22 protein-coding genes and 1 pseudogene are annotated in these 17,885 nt (G+C 68.2%); 9 read left to right on the top strand and 14 right to left on the bottom strand.

Going from position 1 to position 17,885, the window contains the following annotated elements:
- Positions 1-15: 15 nt before the first annotated feature.
- Positions 16-219, bottom strand: coding sequence for a hypothetical protein (locus KUTG_RS58405; RefSeq protein ID WP_157494516.1), 204 nt, complete (start codon positions 217-219; stop codon positions 16-18).
- Between the two features lie 144 nt (positions 220-363).
- Between KUTG_RS58405 and KUTG_RS12900 the strand changes: the two genes are divergently transcribed.
- From KUTG_RS12900 to KUTG_RS65190, 4 genes are all read left to right on the top strand, one after another.
- Positions 364-630, top strand: coding sequence for a hypothetical protein (locus tag KUTG_RS12900; RefSeq protein WP_043717037.1), 267 nt, complete (start codon positions 364-366; stop codon positions 628-630).
- 577 nt (positions 631-1,207) lie between these two features.
- A complete protein-coding gene (locus tag KUTG_RS12895) occupies positions 1,208-2,578 on the top strand; it encodes an IS30 family transposase (protein WP_043714398.1) in 1,371 nt (456 codons plus the stop codon).
- 286 nt (positions 2,579-2,864) lie between these two features.
- Positions 2,865-3,185 carry a hypothetical protein gene (locus KUTG_RS61160; protein ID WP_198047137.1) on the top strand — a complete coding sequence of 107 codons (321 nt, stop codon included), beginning with the start codon at positions 2,865-2,867 and terminating at the stop codon, positions 3,183-3,185.
- 54 nt (positions 3,186-3,239) lie between these two features.
- On the top strand, positions 3,240-3,737 hold the full coding sequence (locus tag KUTG_RS65190) for a hypothetical protein (protein ID WP_198047136.1): 498 nt from the start codon (positions 3,240-3,242) through the stop codon (positions 3,735-3,737).
- Here the strand turns inward: KUTG_RS65190 and KUTG_RS63480 are convergent.
- The 4 genes from KUTG_RS63480 to KUTG_RS12875 are packed head-to-tail and all read right to left on the bottom strand — an operon-like array spanning position 3,727 to position 7,606.
- Positions 3,727-4,170: a methyltransferase gene (locus tag KUTG_RS63480; protein ID WP_232240777.1), complete on the bottom strand. Its 444-nt coding sequence runs from the start codon at positions 4,168-4,170 to the stop codon at positions 3,727-3,729. The two genes, KUTG_RS65190 and KUTG_RS63480, sit on opposite strands and share 11 nt — an antisense overlap.
- Positions 4,068-4,688: a methyltransferase family protein gene (locus KUTG_RS63475; RefSeq protein WP_232240776.1), complete on the bottom strand. Its 621-nt coding sequence runs from the start codon at positions 4,686-4,688 to the stop codon at positions 4,068-4,070. The genes KUTG_RS63480 and KUTG_RS63475 overlap by 103 nt, the downstream gene beginning before the upstream one ends.
- 16 nt (positions 4,689-4,704) lie before the next feature.
- Positions 4,705-6,165 carry an aldehyde dehydrogenase family protein gene (locus tag KUTG_RS12880; RefSeq protein ID WP_043717035.1) on the bottom strand — a complete coding sequence of 487 codons (1,461 nt, stop codon included), beginning with the start codon at positions 6,163-6,165 and terminating at the stop codon, positions 4,705-4,707.
- Between the two features lie 4 nt (positions 6,166-6,169).
- The gene (locus KUTG_RS12875) at positions 6,170-7,606 is read right to left on the bottom strand and encodes an aldehyde dehydrogenase family protein (protein WP_043717034.1); all 1,437 of its coding nucleotides are present in this window, start codon (positions 7,604-7,606) and stop codon (positions 6,170-6,172) included.
- A gap of 23 nt (positions 7,607-7,629) precedes the next feature.
- On the opposite strand from KUTG_RS12875, the pseudogene KUTG_RS66135 reads away from it, so the two are divergent.
- Positions 7,630-7,821, top strand: a pseudogene (locus KUTG_RS66135) (LysR family transcriptional regulator); the annotation flags it as partial.
- Between the two features lie 190 nt (positions 7,822-8,011).
- Positions 8,012-8,548 (top strand): LysR substrate-binding domain-containing protein, encoded by a 537-nt coding sequence (locus tag KUTG_RS12870; protein ID WP_084579265.1) that lies wholly within the window; start codon positions 8,012-8,014, stop codon positions 8,546-8,548.
- Here the strand turns inward: KUTG_RS12870 and KUTG_RS12865 are convergent.
- The 3 genes from KUTG_RS12865 to KUTG_RS12855 all read right to left on the bottom strand — a co-directional run bounded on the left by KUTG_RS12865 (position 8,535) and on the right by KUTG_RS12855 (position 11,204).
- The gene (locus KUTG_RS12865) at positions 8,535-8,924 is read right to left on the bottom strand and encodes a PPOX class F420-dependent oxidoreductase (RefSeq protein WP_043717032.1); all 390 of its coding nucleotides are present in this window, start codon (positions 8,922-8,924) and stop codon (positions 8,535-8,537) included. The two genes, KUTG_RS12870 and KUTG_RS12865, sit on opposite strands and share 14 nt — an antisense overlap.
- 104 nt (positions 8,925-9,028) lie before the next feature.
- Entirely contained in the window at positions 9,029-10,180 is a 1,152-nt protein-coding gene (locus KUTG_RS12860; RefSeq protein ID WP_043717030.1) for a hypothetical protein, read from the bottom strand.
- Between the two features lie 7 nt (positions 10,181-10,187).
- Positions 10,188-11,204 carry a hypothetical protein gene (locus tag KUTG_RS12855; protein ID WP_157494515.1) on the bottom strand — a complete coding sequence of 339 codons (1,017 nt, stop codon included), beginning with the start codon at positions 11,202-11,204 and terminating at the stop codon, positions 10,188-10,190.
- A 210-nt stretch (positions 11,205-11,414) separates the two neighbouring features.
- Here KUTG_RS12855 and KUTG_RS12850 point away from each other — a divergent pair, with 210 nt between their 5' ends.
- Complete coding sequence (locus tag KUTG_RS12850; RefSeq protein WP_043717026.1) at positions 11,415-11,624, top strand: antitoxin; 210 nt, start codon at positions 11,415-11,417, stop codon at positions 11,622-11,624.
- A gap of 51 nt (positions 11,625-11,675) precedes the next feature.
- Here KUTG_RS12850 and KUTG_RS53355 read toward each other — a convergent pair whose 3' ends face one another.
- Genes KUTG_RS53355 through KUTG_RS12835 form a run of 3 tightly spaced genes read right to left on the bottom strand, consistent with a single transcriptional unit; the run spans position 11,676 to position 13,922 of the window.
- Complete coding sequence (locus tag KUTG_RS53355) at positions 11,676-12,110, bottom strand: hypothetical protein (protein WP_052394404.1); 435 nt, start codon at positions 12,108-12,110, stop codon at positions 11,676-11,678.
- Between the two features lie 45 nt (positions 12,111-12,155).
- A complete protein-coding gene (locus KUTG_RS12840; protein WP_043717023.1) occupies positions 12,156-13,352 on the bottom strand; it encodes an FAD-dependent monooxygenase in 1,197 nt (398 codons plus the stop codon).
- Between the two features lie 15 nt (positions 13,353-13,367).
- Positions 13,368-13,922: a TetR/AcrR family transcriptional regulator gene (locus KUTG_RS12835; protein ID WP_043717020.1), complete on the bottom strand. Its 555-nt coding sequence runs from the start codon at positions 13,920-13,922 to the stop codon at positions 13,368-13,370.
- A gap of 132 nt (positions 13,923-14,054) precedes the next feature.
- Between KUTG_RS12835 and KUTG_RS12830 the strand changes: the two genes are divergently transcribed.
- On the top strand, positions 14,055-14,669 hold the full coding sequence (locus KUTG_RS12830) for a ClpP family protease (RefSeq protein ID WP_043717017.1): 615 nt from the start codon (positions 14,055-14,057) through the stop codon (positions 14,667-14,669).
- Positions 14,666-15,256 (top strand): ClpP family protease, encoded by a 591-nt coding sequence (locus tag KUTG_RS12825; protein ID WP_043717015.1) that lies wholly within the window; start codon positions 14,666-14,668, stop codon positions 15,254-15,256. Before KUTG_RS12830 ends, KUTG_RS12825 begins: the two co-directional genes overlap by 4 nt.
- 89 nt (positions 15,257-15,345) lie before the next feature.
- On the opposite strand, the gene KUTG_RS53350 is transcribed toward KUTG_RS12825, so the two are convergent.
- The 3 genes from KUTG_RS53350 to KUTG_RS12810 all read right to left on the bottom strand — a co-directional run bounded on the left by KUTG_RS53350 (position 15,346) and on the right by KUTG_RS12810 (position 17,821).
- A complete protein-coding gene (locus KUTG_RS53350; protein ID WP_052394403.1) occupies positions 15,346-16,491 on the bottom strand; it encodes an HNH endonuclease signature motif containing protein in 1,146 nt (381 codons plus the stop codon).
- A gap of 357 nt (positions 16,492-16,848) precedes the next feature.
- Positions 16,849-17,172 (bottom strand): helix-turn-helix domain-containing protein, encoded by a 324-nt coding sequence (locus KUTG_RS12815; RefSeq protein ID WP_043717013.1) that lies wholly within the window; start codon positions 17,170-17,172, stop codon positions 16,849-16,851.
- Between the two features lie 97 nt (positions 17,173-17,269).
- Positions 17,270-17,821 carry a DinB family protein gene (locus KUTG_RS12810; protein ID WP_043717011.1) on the bottom strand — a complete coding sequence of 184 codons (552 nt, stop codon included), beginning with the start codon at positions 17,819-17,821 and terminating at the stop codon, positions 17,270-17,272.
- Positions 17,822-17,885 lie beyond the last annotated feature (64 nt).

Below are 17,885 nucleotides of genomic sequence, written 5' to 3'. Positions count from 1 at the left end.
GAAACAGCATAAGGGCTACGCGGTTCTGGCCGAGCAGACGACCGATAAGCTCAAAGCGGCCGATTTCAAGCTCGAGGTGCTGAAAACAAGTGGCGTCAGAACAAGGACAACTTCGAGTACCGCGGGATCAACCTGACGCTGCTCAACCCGGCGGCGAACCAGGTATTCGAGCTCCAGCTGCATACCGAAGCCGGCCTGGCGGCCAAGACGATCGAGCACGGTTGGTACGATTTGACCCGGCTGTCGGGGGTATCGGAGATGGCGATCCTCTATGCTCAGGCACAGTCCAGGCCGATCTTCGGCGACGTGCCGTTTCCGGACGGGCGATCAAAGTCGGGTTAGCCGCCTAGGGTGGGAGACGCCATGGAACGGGAATATCGCTACTACCTGATCGTGTCGGATCTCGATCCCGGGGACAATCCCTACGGACTTGTTCGATCCTGGGGTCCGGATTCGGGCCTACCGCTGGAGGAGTTCTTCTCGCCAAGGCTGGTGTGGGAGAAGAGCACCATTCTCAGCCGCATCAGCCACGGATCGATGAACCGGGACGCGGAGCGGATCGAGGAGAGGGAAGTCGAGCTCTATGCGGAGGTCCTGACCCGCCGCTTCAAAGCGCAGATGAAGGGCTGACTGACCGGCGTGGTCTGTCCGGGTGCCATCTCGGTGCCCGGACATGCCGCTGTCTGTCCGGAGTGGACGCTAAGCGTCGAACTCCGGGTTAGCTCTGCTTGCTGATGCAGGCAACCTGGGCAGGAACATGGAGATCCTGGGTACCAGGGGGCAATCCAACCGTGAGCGATCTGCGAAGACGCCGATGTTCTCGAACCCCAGTTGCGCACTGAGCGTGGGCTGGAGGCAAGGAAGCCGTCCACTGCTGGCGTTGGATCCTGGACGTGTCGCGGATCGATTCGGTCTGGGCTCAGGCGCAGTCCGACGCGATCTTTGGCCGCAGGAAGTCCCCAGGTCGGAGCAGCTCACCTGATGCTTCCAGGAGAACTGGCACGACCGGCACGGCTGGGTGTAATAGCGGTTCCCGTTGAGATGCCCGGCGCCGTTCGTGGTGTCGGACAACTTTCGCTGGAGAAGCTATTTCTGGTCGCCGAAGGGAGCGGCCCTACGGGGCGGGGCCTGGTGGAGGCCTACCCCGACGAGGAGTTCTTGGTGGATTCAACTGGTCGTCGCAACACCTCGACGTCAGGGGTTTGTGATGGCCGGATTGAAGCAGAAACTGGCGCGTGAGTACCGCGGTCAGATGCCGTCGCCTGGGCGTCCAACGGTGGCATGGCGCGAGGATCGAGTCAGGTTTTGGGCTGCGATCGCGCGAGGCGAGAAGACCGAGGACGCGGCTACGAAGGCCGGCGTGTCGGGACCGGTCGCGTTCAGATGGTTCCGTCACGCTGGCGGCGTGAATCCAGCTCTTCCTCCGACGGTGTCGGGCCGGTACTTGTCCTTCGCTGAACGAGAGGACATCGCGATCTTGCGTGCGCAAGGCGTTGGCGTTCGTGAGATTGCTCGACAACTCGGGCGTGATGCTTCGACGATCTCGCGCGAGTTGCGGCGCAACGCATCGACCCGAACCTACAACCTCGACTACAAGGCCTCGACCGCGCAATGGCATGCCGAGCGTCGTGCTCGCCGGCCAAAAGCCTCGAAGCTAGCCGACAATGAACCGTTGCGCGGGTACGTGCAGGAGCGGCTCTGCGGCCAGGTTCGCCGGCTGGACGGGACATCTGTGGTGGGGCCGGGGACAGCGCCTTGGAAGGGGCGGAACAAGCCACGGCGTCAGGACCGGCGATGGGTCAACGCGTGGAGCCCAGAGCAGATCTCCCAGCGGCTGAAGGAAGATTTCCCGTACGACGAGTCCATGCGTATCTCGCACGAGGCGGTCTACCGGGCGCTCTACGTTCCCGGCCGCGGCGCGCTCGAACGTGAGCTGGTTGCCTGTCTGCGCACCGGCCGGGCACTGCGCGTTCCTCGTTCCCGTGCCCGTCGACGGGCAAGCGGTCACGTGACAACCGATCTCATGATCAGCGAGAGGCCGGTCGAGGTGGAGGACCGCACGGTTGCCGGGAACTGGGAGGGAGATCTGATCATCGGCTTGAACAGCTCCGCGATCGGCACTCTGGTCGAGCGGACCACCAGGTTTACGCTGCTGCTACATCTTCCTCGTATGCAGGGGTATGGCCACGGTCCGCGCGCGCACAACGGCCCGGCGTTGGCCGGCCGCGGCGCCGAAGCTGTCCGGAACGCGATCGCCGCAACGATCACAGCGCTGCCCGAGCAACTGCGCCGGACACTGACATGGGACCGAGGCAAGGAATTGGCCCAGCATGCCCAGTTGACGATCGACACCGGCCTGCGGATCTTCTTCGCTGATCCGCACAGTCCGTGGCAACGGGGCACCAACGAGAACACGAATGGCTTGCTGCGACAGTATTTTCCGAAGGGCACTGACCTGGCCCGCTGGGGTCGCGACGAGCTCGATGCCGTTGCCGCCGTGCTCAACAACCGTCCACGTAAGACACTGGGCTGGAAGACACCGGCCGAAGCGCTGAACGAACTGCTACTCTCCCAATGAGCCGGTGTTGCGACGACCGGTTGAGTCTGAGCTTCTCGCCGCGGTCGGTGTGGGAGGAGAGCCATCCGCAACCGCATCGACCACGATTCGATGAACCGGGAGCCGGAGGAGATCGGCCCGGAGGAGGTTGATCCCTTCATCGAGGTGCTGACCCGACATTTATGGCGCAGTAGCAGGACTGACCGAAACCGGCGTGGCGGGCACCGGATCCTGTTGCCCGGCCACGCTTTTTCGTGCGGTGGTATTTCGGTTGGGGGTGCGATGGCCAGAGGGGAGAATCCGGGGCATGGCGGTGTTCGAGTGCGCGGGGTGCGAGGCGGAGCTGACGGCGCGGCTGACGGAAGTGCCGCTGCCGGGCCATGCGCATCAGCACTACCGGCACGACCTGCTGCCGGCGCTGATGGAGCAGGGGACGTACGCGGTGGACCCGAAGCCGTGGGGGCCGCCGTGGCGGAAGTGGGACGAGGTGGGGGAAGAGGAAGCGGCGGCGAGGGGTGTGTACGCGCCGGTGTACAGCCTGTCGTACGGGGCGGGGGGGGCGGTGATCGCGCCGGGAGACGGCCGGGGGATGAGGCTGATCCCGGAGCGGCTCGACGGCTACTGCTAAGGCGTGGACGGGCGGGAAGGCCCGAACCTGGCGTGTGAGCGGTGTGGAGCGCCGGTGGCGACGAGGATCGACGACTGCGCGATGTGGCAAGCGGTGTGGCTGCACCCGGAAGCGGTGCGGGCGGTGCCGAGCGCGGAGCGGCCGGTGGAGGAGACGGACATCCCGCCGGTGACGGCGGAGGGAAAGTGGGATCCGCGCTGGGAGGCGGAGGTGGGGATCGCACTGGCCCACCTGGTGGCGGCCTCGGGCGGAGCGCCACTGACCGTCCCGAGTGGACTGTGGGAGAAGGTCTTCGCGCCGGCGCTGGCGGTGCTGCTTCCAACCGGGGAGCCGAGGATGGTGAGCGTCGAGGAAGTGTCGATGCCGCCTGCGATGGTGCGCTGGCTGGGGCTCCCGCTCGTCCAGGACAGGGACGAGGACACGCCGCCGGGGCCCTGGTTTCCGTTCGAGCCGGACATCGACCTCTTCCTTGACACGCTGACAAGGATGCCGGCGGTGCGAGAGCCCTGGCTGCGCGAGATCTACGACCGGGTCCGAGCCACTAGACACTGAGTTGCAGGGCGGTTCGGCCTGCCGAGACGGGAGTGGAACCCCGAAGGGTGAGACCGCAGGAGGCGGCCAGGGCGGCCAACTCCTCGATGGTGCGCTCGCGGCCGCCGAAGCACATGAGCATGAACAGGTCCATGGCGGTGCCGGCGGTGGATAGCAAGGGCTCGATGACGATGATGGCGCCGTGGGGGCCGGCGGCGTCACGGCAGCGGCTGAGGATGGTGCGGCAGTGGTCGTCGTCCCAGTCGTGCAGGATGTCGGACAGGATGTAGGCGTCGGCCCCGGCGGGGAGGGGCTCGAAGAAGCTGCCGGGCACGGAATGCCCGCGGTCGCTCACGCCGGCGGCGGCGAAGCGGGCCAGGGCGGGGGCGGTGGTGGGAGCAAGGTCGACCACGGTGCCGCGGACGCCGGGATACGCGGAGAGGATGGCGCACAACAGGTTGCCGTCGCCACCGCCGGCGTCGATTTTTTTAGGGTAACGGCCCCCAAGGGAAAGTTGGCGGCGATGAGGGAGACGTGGTTCTCGAACCGCCACGCCATCTGGGCGTCGAAAGAGCGGCGCAGCGGGGGATGGGCGTCGAGGTCGGCCCAGAACTCGCGGCCGTAGCGGTGGGTGTAGGCGGACGCGCCGGTGGTGATCGTGTGCAGCAGATCCACGAACGCCAGATCGGCGCGCCCGCCGGCCCGGTTGATGTCGAGCAGGGGCTTGAACTCGGCCAGTTGTGCGCCGAGATCGGTCGGGCGGTAGCGGTCGGACTCGCAGGTGAAGAGGCCGACGGTGACGAGATGGTCGAGCAGGCGGCGCAAGATCGGGGCGGAGGTGCCGGTGTCGGCGGCGAGCCGCTCGGCGGTGGCGCCGTCGCCGGCGCGGTCCACCAGGTTCAAGGTCGCGGCCACCCGAATGGCCATGGGAGTGGCCAGATCGGCCAAGGACATGATCGACGGTTGGCCCATGGCCATCGAGGCTACCTCAGTAGGGCAGCCCGGTCTGCTGCTCCTGCACGGTGAACCAGCGCCACTCGGTGAACTCCTCGACGTTGGCCACGCCGCCGAAGCGGCCGCCGGTGCCGGAGGAGCCGGTGCCGCCGAGGGGAATGTGCGGCTCGTCGTTGATGGTCTGGTCCCCGATGTGCACCATGCCGGTCCGCAGTCGCCCGGCGATGGACAGCCCACGCGAGGTGGAACCGGTGTAGATCCCCGCGGTGAGGCCGTACTCGGTGCGATTGGCCAGCTCGACGGCCTCCTCCTCGCTGTCGAACACGACGACCGGCGCGACCGGGCCGAAGATCTCCTCCTCGAACGCGGGCATGCCCGGGGTGACCTCGCTGAGCACGGTCGGCCGGTAGAACGGGGCGTTGGCCGTGCCGCCGGTCACGGTGCGAGCCCCGGCCGCCACGGTGCTGTCGACGATGTCGGACACCTTGGCCAGCTGCCGCTCGTTGATGATCGGTCCGATGTGGACCGTCGGATCGGTCGGATCGCCCACCTTCAGCCGGGACGCCTCGGCGGCCAGCGCCTCGATGTAGTCTTCGGCCACGGACCGGTGCACGAGATGCCGGCTGGCGGCCATGCACACCTGGCCCTGGTGGAAGAAAGCACCCCACGCCCCGGCCTTGGCCGCCGCCGGCACATCGGCGTCGTCGAGCACGATGAACGCGTTGTTGCCGCCCAACTCCAGCTGCACCTTCTTGAGCAGCCGGCCGGCGGTCTGGCCGACGAGCCGACCGGTGGCGGTGGAGCCGGTGAACGAGATCATCCGGACCTGAGGCGCCTCCACCACGGCCGCGCCGGTGACGCCGTCGCCGGGCAGCACGTGCAGGACGTCGGCCGGCAGGCCGGCGTCCTCGAAGATCCGGGCCAGCAGCACGCCGCCAGTGACCGGGGTGTTCACGTCCGGCTTGAACAGCACGGCGTTGCCCAGGGCCAGGGCCGGTGCGAGGGCCCGCATCGCCAGCAGCATGGGGAAGTTCCACGGCGTGATGATGCCGACGACGCCGAGCGGCACCCGCCGGGCGAAGTTCGTTCGGCCCGGAACGGTGCTGGGCAGCGTGTGCCCGTCGGCGGCCAGGCACAGCGCGGCCGCCTGCCGCAGCTCGGTGCCGGCATTGAAGATCTCGAAGCCGGCCTTCATCGCGGTGCCGCCGGTTTCCCGCTGCACCCACCAGGTGATCTCCTCGGCGTGCCGCTGGATGAGATCGGCCGCCCGGTACAGGATCGCGGCCCGGTCCTGGGGCAGGGTGGCCGCCCACGCCGGTTGCGCGGCGAGGGCCGACTCCGCGGCGGCGGCCACGTCGTCACGGGTGGCGACACCGGCGTCGAAGAGCGCCTTGCCGGTGGCTTTCTCGGTCACCTCGACGGAGGACGTGGCCGGCCGCCAGCCGCCCGAGTAGATGGCACGGGCGGTCCGGTCGCCGTCGACGAGCTGGTACATCTGGCTATCCCTTCCTCACTGGCTGCATCAGGTGCTTGATCTCCTGGAACTCGGCCAGCGCGCGCAGCCCGTTGAGCCGGCCCGTGCCGCTGTGCTTGAAGCCGCCCTCCTCGAACTGGTCGTTGACCATGCCCCAGGCGTTGGTCCACACGGTGCCGGCGTCGATGCGCCGCGCGACCCGCAGCGGTCGGTCGACGTCCCGGCTCCACACGCTGGCCGCCAGCCCGAACTCGGTGGCATTGGCCAGCTTCACGGCCTCGTCCTCGGTGTCGAACACCTCGAACGTGCCGACCGGGCCGAAGACCTCCTGCTGCACCAGCGGATTGTCGGTTCCGGACACGGCGAGCAGTGCCGGCCGGAAGTAGGCGCCGTCGGCCAGATCGGCATCCGTCGGCACACCACCGCGCACGATCGGCGTCGCATAGTCCAGAGTGGACTCAACGAACCGGGAGACCCGCTCCACGTTGGCCTTGTCGATCATCGGCCCCATGCCGCTCGAAGGGTCGTCGCCGGGGCCGACCCGCACCGCACGCAACGAAGCGGCCAGCCGTTCCCGCAGCTCGTCGGCTATGCCGCGCTGGGCCAGGATCCGGCTGCCAGCCATGCAGAACTGGCCGGCGAAGGTGGTGATTCCCGCGGTCAGCACGGGCGCCGCGGCGTCGAGATCGGCGTCGTCGAACACCACCATGGGCGTCTTTCCGCCCAGTTCAAGGGAAACCGGCGTGAGGTTGTCGGCGGTGTCCCGCATGATCTGCCGGCCGACCGTGGTGCTGCCGGTGTAGCTGATCACGTCCACGTGGGGATCGCGGACCAGCACCGGGGCGCCCTCGTTGCCCGACTCCGTGAAGGAATTCAGCACCCCCGCCGGCAAGCTGGGCGCCGACGTCAAAATCTCCAGCAGCAGCCCGTTGGTCAGCCCGGTCTGTCCCGGCATCTTCATGGCCACCGTGCATCCCGCGGCCAACGCCGGCGCGACGGACCGGATCGACAGCACGACGGGGGAGTTCCACGGCACAATCACCGCCGCCACGCCCATGGGCTGCCGCAGCGACAACGAGTACACGTCCGGCGAAACCTCAGCCGCCGCACCGAGATCCGACAGAGCCAGTCCCGAGTAGTAGCGCAGCTTCGGGATCGCGAGGTCCACCTCGAACGTCGCCTCGCCGAGGATCTTCCCGTTCTCCACGGCCAGCGATGTGATCACCTCGTCCCGGCGCGCCTCCAGCGCATCGGCCATCTCGCGCAGCACCCGGGCTCGCAGCTGCCGGTCGTGCGGCCATTCCGTGCTGTCAAAGGCCTTCCGGGCCGCCGCGACGGCCGCGGAGGCCTCCCGCGCGCCGCCGTCCGCGTACGTGCCGAGTGGCTTGCCGGTCGCCGGGCTGAGCGACTCGGCGCGTCGGTCGCCGTCCAGCCACCGGCCGTCGACATGGTTGCGGGCCACGCGTTTCTCCTCGGGTTGTTAGGGTGTGGCTCGTGTTCAGCTCGCAGGAGCTCGTCGCTCTGCGCTCGTTCCTCGCCGTCTATCGCAGCGGGGGAGTGACTCGCGCGGCCGAGCAGCTCCAGACCTCCCAGCCGACGATCTCCCACCACCTGCGGCTGGCCGAGGCCGTTGCCGGCCGGCCGCTGTTCACGCGGTCGGGCCGGGGCATCGCGCCGACCGGGCCGGGCACGCCCTGGCCGCGGACATCGCGGGCGTCTTCGACAGCTCGACACCGTGATCGACGGACGGCGCGACAGCGTTTCCTACCGCGGTGCCGCTGGCGCTGGGGTCCACCGCCCGGGGGCCAGCCTGGACCCAGCTGGGTCGGGGCCCGCTGTTTGGCGCCGGCTTGGTGGCCCGAAGGGCATGACCCCTCCAGCTTGGGGGATCGGGCGTCCTCACCCCGAGCTGGTGGCCCGCCCTTGCTTGACCGAAAAAGTTCGACTCTCGCCCGTCGTCCACAAAGAATCGAAGGGCGCGCCCGCGGAATCCCAGCTTCCCCCTTCCGCGCACTGGTTCGACGAGGATTTCGTGTTGGTGGGGCCGGCCGACGAGCCCGACTACGACCCGGAGTCGCAGCGGCGGTTCGTCGGCTTCTCCCAGGAGATGCCCATGGCGCGGCGGTACTTCCGGTCCTGCTGGGGGATCACCCCGCCGGCCCCGGCCGTGACCATCGCGGACATGCGGTCGGTCGTCACCCTGGTGGAGACCGGCCTGCTGTCGGTGGTGCCCGGCTTCATGGCCCGACCGGCCATCGCCGCCGGGCGGATACGGGTGCTGCACACACCGGCGTCGCCGGTGCTCAATCCGAACTATCTGGCCTGCGTGCGCGGCCGGCAGAACCGGCCGCACATCGCCGCCGCCCTCGAACGACTGCTCGACGGCGCCCCTACTGGAAGCTGACCGCGCTCGGCGCCACCACCAGCACCACCCGGTCCGCCGCGTCCGGCGGCGGGCCCTGGCGGTCCAGGCTGTAGCGCCGGGCCAGCGTCTGGAAGAGCTCCCCGTCCGGGTCCTTCTCGATCTCGACGACGGTGCCGCGCACCTCCAGGTAGCGGTACGGCGCGTCCGGGTCGTTGATCGACATCGACACGTGCGGGTCGAACTCGATGTTGCGGTACTTCTGCCGCGTCGTGGTGTGCGTGAGCCGGATGTGCTGGCCGTCCCACAGGAACCACATCGGGTTGACCTGGATGGTCCCGTCGGGGCGACGGGTGCCGACGTGGCCGTAGAGCGGCCGCTCCAGCAGGTCCAGGTGCGACTCCGGCACGACTGTCATCAACGTCCTCCCTGTTGTCCCTGCACCCGACCCTAAGGCAGGGCCCGTCGCGCTGCCATCAAGTCTCGACGTCGACCCATTCACGTTTTTTGGCGACGCGGGCGTCACGCCTTCGGCGGCGTCGAGAGCGACACCGCGCCGTCGGCGATCTTGGTCCTGGTCGGGCCGTCCAGCTCGTAGACGTCCTTGAGCTGGCAGTACATACCGGTGGCGCAGGTCAGGGCGACGCGCTTGGCGCCGTCCAGCGGGCGCAGCTTGAGCGCGGGCGTGGAATCCTCCTTCACCCACTTCTTGCCGTCCAGCCGCCACAGGACGGACGGGCTGACGTACTGCCGCTTCGAGAACTCCTCGCTCTTGCTCTCATCGCATTTCCACGAGGAGATCGACGCGTGCAGGCCGCCTTTCGCGTCCCACCACAGGTCGGTGACCTGAATGCCTTCCTCTACCGGGTTGTCGTCGGAGCCGGACGGATAGGCGGCGGACAGGTCGGTGCCGGTCTGCACGCCGTCGTTGCCGGTGACGAGGATCGGGAACCGGGCGACGCAGGTTCCCGAGCCCTGGTCGGCGGCGACGGCCAACGTGCCGGGATCGCCGTTGGTCGCGGCCACCGGCGCGTATTCGTTGGAGGATATCGGCAGCATGGGCGTGGTGGTCGTCCACGTCTTCGGGTCGATGAACCGGATCTGGATCGCGTTCGCGGCGCCCATGGCCTGATACTGCTGGGTGTAGATCCGGTTCTTGCTGCCGGCGAGGAACAGCACGGTGTTCTGGAGCTTGTGCCCGATCATTGTCGGTTCTTTCCCCGTGTCCACGTCGAAGGACAGCAGGAAAAGCCCTCGGTCGGCGATGACCGTGTTCGTGCCGGTCGCCACGAGATCCGAGCAGTACGGGCAGGGTGAGCGCCGGACCTCGCCGGTGCGGGCGTCGACCGAGATCAGCTGCGTCTTGGCGACGTCGTCCTGGCGCAGGTTCTCGTCGGACAGGAAGGCGACGTAGTCGCCGCTCGGGGTCCAGACGACGGTGTTCTTCAGCGCGTCGGCGGCGTCGAAGATGCGGGGGACCTGGGCGATGGTCTGCCCGCCGCGCCGGAGCACGAACTGTCGCTCGGTGATGTACGCGTAGGGCACGGCGTTCGGTGCGATGGTCGGCCGGCTCGCCTCCGTTGGCCCGTTCAGCGAGCGAGCGATGAGGAAAGTCGCCGCCAGCACGACAACAAGCACGCCGGCGAGCACGAAAATCAGCTTTCTGACAGACATGACCGCCCTAACCGGCCGGCGCCGGCACAGTTTTCGGATCCGCCGCTTCCCAGGCGATGCCCTCGTTGTAAACGTAGGCATTCCGGTAGCCGGCCAGCGTTTTGTCGCCCGACGGGGCCACGGTGGTCACCGCGAACGGTTTTCCGCCGTCGTCGATGTCCTCCGAGAAGGAGCCTTCGGGCGTGGCGACGATCAGTTGCAGCGTGAACGTGCAGGAATACTGCTTGGTGTACGCCCCGACCACCAGCGACTGCGTCTCGCCGGGAGCGAGCGTGAAGTCCCGCACCGAGAAGAAGTCGTTGCCCGTAGGGATCAGGCCGGTTGACGTCAGCGCCATCTCCTGGGCGACGGGGCTTGGCGAGTCCAGGTCGAACGCGACCTTGACGGTGTCTCCGCCGCCCGCCGAGTACCCGCGGAAATAGGTTCCGCCATAGGGCCGGGCGCAGTTCTTGATCACTTTGACGTCGGTGATCTGCACCTTGTCGGCCGCGTTTCCGCGCAGCGCCACGGTGATCAGGCCCATGCCCAGCGCGGCCCCGTCGTGCTCGGCGAACCACGACTCGTAGCGGCCGGAATCCTGGTAGATGTCCCGGAAGGCGGCCAGGTCGGACGGGCCGAGCGACAGGGGATCGGGCAGCACGAAATCGTGCGAGGCGATCTGGGACTTGATGTGCGAAACGCCCTCGACCAGCACCGGCGGCGACGTCTTCGACGCCGGCACGACAGCGGCGTTGGGGGCCGCCCGACCGGAACCGTGGCCGTTCAACAGGATCGCGCCGGTGACGCCGGCGCCGACGGCGACCACCACCACGGCGGCCACGGAGATGGCCACGACCTTGCGGTTCACCGTCCGCGGCGGATTGACCACGTCGCCGATGTGGATGCTGCCCCCGACATTGCCGGTCTGCACGGCGTGGCCGGTCACCTTGCCCGACATGTCGTTGGCGACACCGGTCTCGGGCGGCGTCGGTTCGTGACCCTCGGTCATGACACCTGATCTTAGGGGCCGTTCGGCCACGTCCACCGGCGATTGCCCGAGACACCGAGCTGAAATCGGGCGCGCGGTGGTTCACGGCGCACGAGCCGTTCACGTCGATCGCCGACACCTTGCGGGGACGTGAGCGCTCGTCGACAACAAGTGTTGTCGGGCCGTCACCCGAATCGGGGAGACCGGGTTTGGCCTCGTCGGAGCCGGGCAGCCTCCTCGGGTACGACCGTCCAATCTGGAGGCGAGATGGCTCTCTCGGACAAGTTCAACGAGATGAAGGACAAGGCCAAGGACATGGTCGGCCAGCACGGCGACAAGGTCGACGACGGCGTCGACCGGGCCGGTCAGTTCATCGACGAGAAGACCGGCAACAAGCACTCCGACCAGATCAACCAGGGCGCGGACAAGGCCAAGGAAGGCCTGCGCAACTGGGGTGGCGGCGAGCAGCAGCAGTAGTCAGGCCACGCCGAGCCGGCCCGTGCTTCCTGTACGGGCCGGCTCGGCCTGCTAGCCCTTGCAGGACTGGGCGTTCTTGACGGCCTTGGCCGCTTCGTCGGCCTTGCCCTTGAGCGTGGCCTGGTCCTCCTCGGCCGCCTTGACGGCCACGGTGGCGTCGGTGGACTTGGAGATGGCCTCGGCCGCGGTGGCGGCGGCCTCGGCGGCCTTGGCCGAGGACTCCGCGTCGGTGGCGCCGGAGGCCTGCAAAGCGTCGGCGTCGGCGTTGGCCTTGTTCATCACGGCGTCGGCGGCGGTGGAGTCGGCTTTGGCCTTGGCCACCTTGTCGTCGGCCGCCTTGAGGTCGGCGTCGGCCTTGGTCTTCGCGGCCTGGGCGGTGGCGACCTTGGCCTGGTCCGGCGTGCAGGTGTCGGCCGCGGGCGACGAGCCGCAGGCGGACGTCAGCACAGCGGCCCCGAGCACGACGGCGAGCAGCGCAGAGCGCATCAGGAACTTCCCCCCTGAGAGAACAAACCGTGTCAGTGGGTCACTCTACGGATATCGGACAACGGGATTTCGCCCGGGTGCGCGCATGGCCGTGATGAGCGCACTGGATTTGCCGGCCAGCGCTCCGGCGACGAAGCGGTTGACCAACGGCAGGCGGGCCGCCTTCAGCGCGGCGCGACGGATCCTCAGCTGGATAACGGATTCCGGGAGGAACCAGCGCGCGCCCGCCCGGGCCGTCCGCTGCTTCTCCTCGGTGATCGGCCGCCACAGCCGTTCGTACTCGGACACCGCCCGCTCGATGGACGGCTCGTGGGCCAGTTGGTGGGCCAGCACGTACGCGCCGGCGATGCCGAGCGACGCCCCCTGGCCGGCGAGCAGCGAGACCGCGTAGCAGGAGTCGCCGACCAGCACCACTCTTCCCTTGCCCCAGCGCGGCATTTCGATCTGCGCCACCTGGTCGTAGTAGATCTCCGACGACGGTGGGCATCGGTCGAGCGCCGTCGGCACGACCCAGCCCAGCCCTCGGTACGAGTCCCTGATCGCCGTTCGCAGATCTTTTGGCACTTGGGGATCCGTCGTGCGGTGCACGGCGAACGCCGCGACCCGGCCGTCGCGCAGGGCGTAGAACCCCATCTGCCGGCCGACGGTGTCGGTCAGGCAGAACCGGTCGCCGATCGCCGCGTGGATCTCCGGTGCGTCGAACTGGAACGCCGCCGTGTGAAAACCCAGATAGCGCAAGGGCTTCTCGCCGAAAACCAGTCGCCGCACGGTCGAATGGATCCCGTCCGCACCGACGAGCAGATCCGCCTCGATCTCCTCGTCGCCCAGTCCCACCGTGACGCCGTCGCCATGGTCGTTCGCGGCTGTAACCGTTGCGCCAAAACGTAAGTCGACCGCCTCGGGCAGGTTCTCGCGCAGCACTCGTTCCAGGTCGGGCCGCATCACGCTCAGCAGCCGACCGCGAATCGCCTTCGCGAACTGGGTGTACTGCACCCGGCCGCGGCGTCGCCCGTCTTCGTCGAGCAGGCTGGCTTCGTCCACTGTGTACGCCACGTTCTCGACCGCCGGCAGCAGCCCCATGGCCTCGACCGCGTCGTATCCCGTACCGAAGAAATCGATCATATATCCCTGCGTGCGCGGGCCGGGCGCCCGCTCCAGCAGCACAACTTCGTTACCCAGCACGGACAACCGGTTCGCGAGCGTCAGCCCGGCGATCCCGGCGCCGCAGATCACCACCTTCATTGCCTTCTCCTCTGCTCAGGGAAGGAGCCTGCGTAGAACGGCGTTCACCGCCTCGGGGTTCGGTCGCGTGCCCAGCCCTCGGTGCAGTAGCAGGCCGTCGATCGAGGCCACCAGCACCGCCGCCGTCTCGGCCGGCTCCGGCACCCCGTGCTCGTCCAGCCAGCGGCCGAACCGCTCCCGGAAGCCGTCCACCACGGTCGCGATTTCCTCGCGAAGTTGGGGATCCCGCGTGGCGGCCAGGTACGCCTCGATGAACAGCAGCGACAGCGGATCCGTCCCCGAGTACTGGTTGACCGAGGCCAGCATCAGGTCCACGGCCTCCGCCGGCGTGCTCGCGGCGTCGAGAAACCCGTCCAGCTCCGCCAGCATCTGGCGCATCACGCCGACCACGGCCTCGTTCAGCAGCGCCGGCAGCGAGGAGTAGTGGTAGTGCACCACGCTCGGCGTCACGCCCGCGCGCTCCGCCAGCACCCTCGTGCTCACCGCCGGCCAGCCCCGCTCCGGGATCAGCTCCACCGCCGCCGACAACAGTCGTTGTCGCACCTCGCGGCCACGCTCCGCCGCCGGCATCGCGCTCCTTCTTTGTCTAGGGCAGTCGTCCTGTACGACTGCCCTAGACGGTAGCACAGCTTCGCCGTGGGCTGATCTGCCCACAGCAGCGTGTGCCCCGTGCCGTGCTGTGTCGCCGGCATTGTCGGGGGCATGGCAAACGACGACAGGTCGCCGCTGTTCGACCATCGGCTCCGTGAGCGGTTTTTCAGCCAGCGGGTGCTGATCCTCGACGGTGTGCTCGACGATGACAACGGAACCGTGTTGGCGACTCAGATGTTGTCGCTGGCGAGTGAGGATCCGCGCAAGGACATCGCGCTGTGGATCCATTCGCCCGGCGGCTCCGTCCCTTCGATGTTGGCCATTCGGGACGTGATGCGGCTGGTGCCGTGTGATGTCTCGACTCTGGCCATCGGCTTGGCGTGCAGCGCCGGGCAGTTCTTGCTCTCGGCCGGCACTCCCGGCAAGCGCTTTGCCTTGCCGCATGCCCGGATCTTGATGCACCAGGGCTCTTCCGGCATCGGCGGCTCCGCCGTTGAGGTCGAGGTGCAGGCCGATGATCTGCGCCATACCCGGGACACCGTGCTCGGTCTCGTCGCCGAGGACACCGGGCAGCCGATCGAGCGGATCTTCGCCGATTCCTTGCACGACCGTTGGTTCACCACCGAGCAGGCTTTGGAGTACGGCTTCATCGACCACATCGTCGCGGCACTGGGCCAGGTCGTGCCCGTCCGCACCCATGCTCTGGGTCTGGGGGCTTCCGCATGAGCACGTACACCATTCCCAACGTCATCACCCGCGTCGCCGGCGGCGAGCGGATCATGGACGTCTACTCGCACCTGCTTTCGGAGCGCATCGTCTACCTCGGCACCGGCATCGATTCCGGCGTGGCCAATGCCCTCATCGCGCAGATGTTGTTCTTGGAGGCGGAGAACCCGGAGCAGGAGGTCCAGCTGTACATCAATTCCGACGGCGGCGACCCGTCCGCGATGCTCGCCCTGTACGACACCATGCGTTTCATCAAGTCTCCCGTGACCACCACGTGCATCGGCCAGGCCGTCGCCTCCGCCGCCGTGCTCCTCGCCGCCGGCGCCCCCGGCCGCCGCGCCGTGTTGCCTCATTCCCGCGTCGTGCTCCATCAGCCCGCCGCTCAGGGCCGTGGCACCATTCCCGATCTCATCCTCCAGGCCGACGAGGTCGTCCGCGTGCGCACCCAGTTGGAGAACATCCTCTCCCGCCACACCGGCCATGATGTCGCCCAGCTCCGCCACGACACCGACCGTGACCGCGTCTTCGACGCCCCGGGCGCGGTCGCCTACGGCTTGGCCGACTTCGTCTTCGAGCACAAGGCCTAGCACCCGTGAGCGCGGCCGGCGCTTCGTGACCAGCAGGTGCCGGCGTGGTCGTGACTGCCCCGCGCCGGGACCGCCGGCGCGGGCTTTCTCTACGCCGTTTCCCCTAGCCCGTCGGAGAACACCGGCCTGTGGTTGACCATCTTCACCGTCCAGCGGCTGTGGTGGATCAATCGGTGGTGGGATCCGCACAGCAGCACCATGTTGTCCAGGCTGGTGGGTCCTCCGTTCGCCCACTCGACCACATGATGGGCATGGCACCGCGCCGGTTCCGTCTGGCAGCCCGGGAACGCGCAAGCGCCGTCCCGCTCGATCAGCGCCTTGCGGATCCCCCTCGGGGCCGTCCGCTGCTGCCGCCCCACATTCAGGATCTCCTTACCGGCCCCCAGCACCAGGCGCATCACCGTGCTGTCGCAGGCGATCCTGCGTGCCTCCGCCGCGCTCATCACGCCGCCACCCTCGACCTTCGCCACACCCGTGTTGTCCATAAAGTCCTTGAACGACATCGACAACGTCAGATGCGGCCGCTCGCCGCCCTGCTCGGGCAGGCCTTCGCTGCGGGAGGCCAGTTCGATGATCTCCGCGAACGCATCGCCTTGCCGTTCGGCGGTGGTGCGGGGGTCTGTGCCCGAGGTCGGCTTGGCCAGCGCACTGAGCATCGCCGCGATCTTCGCCCCGTACTCCTGGTCGAGCCTGCCCCAGAACACCATGCTGCCGTCCAGCTTGCGCTCGAAGCGGAACTCCCGCTTCGGCGCCCGCAACTCCCGGTCATCCGGCGCCTTGCCGTCCTGGTCGAGGTGAAACAGGATCCGCTGCGCGATGTTCTTGAACTCACCCTCGTCGAACTGGACGTTCTCCAACAACGACGCCTCAACCCGGTCCCGCTCGACCGCCGGCGCTATCCGCAACGTCTCGTGGATGATCTTCAGATGCTGCCGGTCCAACTCCCCAGCGCGGCCTGCTTCACGGATCGCCTCACTGTGGAACAGTTCCGCGTACCGAAGCCGCTCACGCGCTTCCCTGACCGTGAGCCGCCAGTGGAGCACCATCGACGACACGATCGAGGTCCGGTCCTCTTTCGACCTGCGCGACCGGTCCCACAGCTCCCACACCCGCTCCAGCTGCTGGATGTAGATCGCCCGATACAGGGCTTCGGCTTCCTTGCCCGCTTGCCACAGCTCCAGTTCGCCGTGCTGCCACCCTTCGGTGTCGGCAGGGAATTCAGGATTCGCTGACATACCCCCATTCTACTCCCGATATGTGATCGACTTCCTTTACGCGCCAACCTGTACACGATCGTGGCGGCCTTCAATCCCTTCGCTGGAAAGCGCTTTCCAGCCTCCCTTGCAACGCCTCCCTCGCCATGATCGAACCCCCACCATTCGGCCCGTCCCAAGCCTTCTCTAAACGCGCGCACCCACCCAACCGTTGCCGCGCAACGCGCCCCGCCCACCCACCTGCTCCGCGCACCCTCACTCCAGAACCGCATGCCGAACAGAGTGATTGTGCTTTGTAGGCAAAGGCCGGCAACCGCGCGGTGCGGACGTCCGACGCACCACCAGACGCGCCGCACCACCACGACCCAACGCCCGCCCCTACGCAGCCATCAACACCGGCCCCGCCGGCCCTGTCGGCCGCCGCAGTCGCTGCAGGCGTTGCACATCACCGGCGATCTCCAGCAGCAGCGTCGACAGCTCAATCCCCAGCGCTCCGGTGACCGCGGCGATCATCTCGCTGGAGGGTTCCTTGCGGCCGCGTTCGATCTCGGAGAGGTACTGGGGGGAGATGCCGGCGCGTTCGGCGGTGTCGATGAGGCGGTCGCCTTGTTCCTCGCGGGCGGCGCGGAGGCTGCGGCCCAGGGCCTCGCGCCAGAGGGGTTCGGGGGCGCGGGTGCGGGGGAACGGGATGATGTCCGCCATGCGGTCATGGTGGCATCGGTTGGCGGCGTGCGGACCGGCCTTACGCTGCCAGCGAACTCACCGACACCACCAGAACCTCACCGACACCACCAGAACCTCACCGCCAACGGTAGAGGTCGCGCAGCAGGGCGATCTCGGCGCCGTGGTGCAGGAGTTCGCGGTTGATGTGCAGGACGAGCCGGGCCATGGGGCTGTCGGCGAAGGGGCCTTCGGCGGGGCCGCAGGGCTCGGCGAGGTCGGCCTTGCGCACGCCGTCCATCCACGCCTGGTAGTTGTCGTCGAGCTGGCGGAGGGCGGTGGCGGCGTCGCCGGGGTAGTCGTGGTTGTTGTAGTCCATGGCGGGGCCGCCGAAGTGGGAGGCGACGCGCATGCCGAGGACGCCGACGATGATGTGGCCGAGGCGCCAGGCGATGGTGGTGACGGGGGCGGGGTCGGGCTGGGGGAAGGCGAAGTCGATGACGTAGTCGCCGGTGCCGGCGGCCATGGCGGTGGCGCTGGTGCCCCGGGGTCGCACGTTCCACGCCCCGGCCACCGGTTCCCAGCGGTATTCGTCGTCGGTCAGGCCCTCCAACCGCGGCCGCAGCTGGTTCGTCCAGTGCCAGTCGGCCTGGTCGATGAGCAGGTCGGTCCAGTCGAGGTTGGTGTCCATGGAGCGATGCTAGAACGCATTGCGGACAACTGCTGTCCGCGTTGGCGGGCGGAATTCTAGGCGG

The organism is Kutzneria sp. 744 (assembly GCF_000568255.1).
In the GTDB taxonomy this organism is placed as follows: domain Bacteria; phylum Actinomycetota; class Actinomycetes; order Mycobacteriales; family Pseudonocardiaceae; genus Kutzneria.
This window is presented reverse-complemented; position numbering and strand designations above follow the sequence as displayed.

Excerpts from the sequence above, each read along its gene's own strand:
- KUTG_RS12900 (WP_043717037.1), top strand. The coding sequence starts at position 364 with ATGGAACGGGAATATCGCTACTACCTGATCGTGTCGGATCTCGATCCC.
- KUTG_RS12895 (WP_043714398.1), top strand. The coding sequence starts at position 1,208 with ATGGCCGGATTGAAGCAGAAACTGGCGCGTGAGTACCGCGGTCAGATG.
- KUTG_RS61160 (WP_198047137.1), top strand. The coding sequence starts at position 2,865 with ATGGCGGTGTTCGAGTGCGCGGGGTGCGAGGCGGAGCTGACGGCGCGG.
- KUTG_RS63475 (WP_232240776.1), bottom strand. The coding sequence starts at position 4,688 with ATGGGCCAACCGTCGATCATGTCCTTGGCCGATCTGGCCACTCCCATG.
- KUTG_RS12880 (WP_043717035.1), bottom strand. The coding sequence starts at position 6,165 with ATGTACCAGCTCGTCGACGGCGACCGGACCGCCCGTGCCATCTACTCG.
- KUTG_RS12870 (WP_084579265.1), top strand. The coding sequence starts at position 8,012 with ATGACCCCTCCAGCTTGGGGGATCGGGCGTCCTCACCCCGAGCTGGTG.
- KUTG_RS12865 (WP_043717032.1), bottom strand. The coding sequence starts at position 8,924 with ATGACAGTCGTGCCGGAGTCGCACCTGGACCTGCTGGAGCGGCCGCTC.
- KUTG_RS12860 (WP_043717030.1), bottom strand. The coding sequence starts at position 10,180 with ATGTCTGTCAGAAAGCTGATTTTCGTGCTCGCCGGCGTGCTTGTTGTC.
- KUTG_RS12850 (WP_043717026.1), top strand. The coding sequence starts at position 11,415 with ATGGCTCTCTCGGACAAGTTCAACGAGATGAAGGACAAGGCCAAGGAC.
- KUTG_RS53355 (WP_052394404.1), bottom strand. The coding sequence starts at position 12,110 with ATGCGCTCTGCGCTGCTCGCCGTCGTGCTCGGGGCCGCTGTGCTGACG.
- KUTG_RS12840 (WP_043717023.1), bottom strand. The coding sequence starts at position 13,352 with ATGAAGGTGGTGATCTGCGGCGCCGGGATCGCCGGGCTGACGCTCGCG.
- KUTG_RS12835 (WP_043717020.1), bottom strand. The coding sequence starts at position 13,922 with ATGCCGGCGGCGGAGCGTGGCCGCGAGGTGCGACAACGACTGTTGTCG.
- KUTG_RS12830 (WP_043717017.1), top strand. The coding sequence starts at position 14,055 with ATGGCAAACGACGACAGGTCGCCGCTGTTCGACCATCGGCTCCGTGAG.
- KUTG_RS12825 (WP_043717015.1), top strand. The coding sequence starts at position 14,666 with ATGAGCACGTACACCATTCCCAACGTCATCACCCGCGTCGCCGGCGGC.
- KUTG_RS53350 (WP_052394403.1), bottom strand. The coding sequence starts at position 16,491 with ATGTCAGCGAATCCTGAATTCCCTGCCGACACCGAAGGGTGGCAGCAC.
- KUTG_RS12815 (WP_043717013.1), bottom strand. The coding sequence starts at position 17,172 with ATGGCGGACATCATCCCGTTCCCCCGCACCCGCGCCCCCGAACCCCTC.
- KUTG_RS12810 (WP_043717011.1), bottom strand. The coding sequence starts at position 17,821 with ATGGACACCAACCTCGACTGGACCGACCTGCTCATCGACCAGGCCGAC.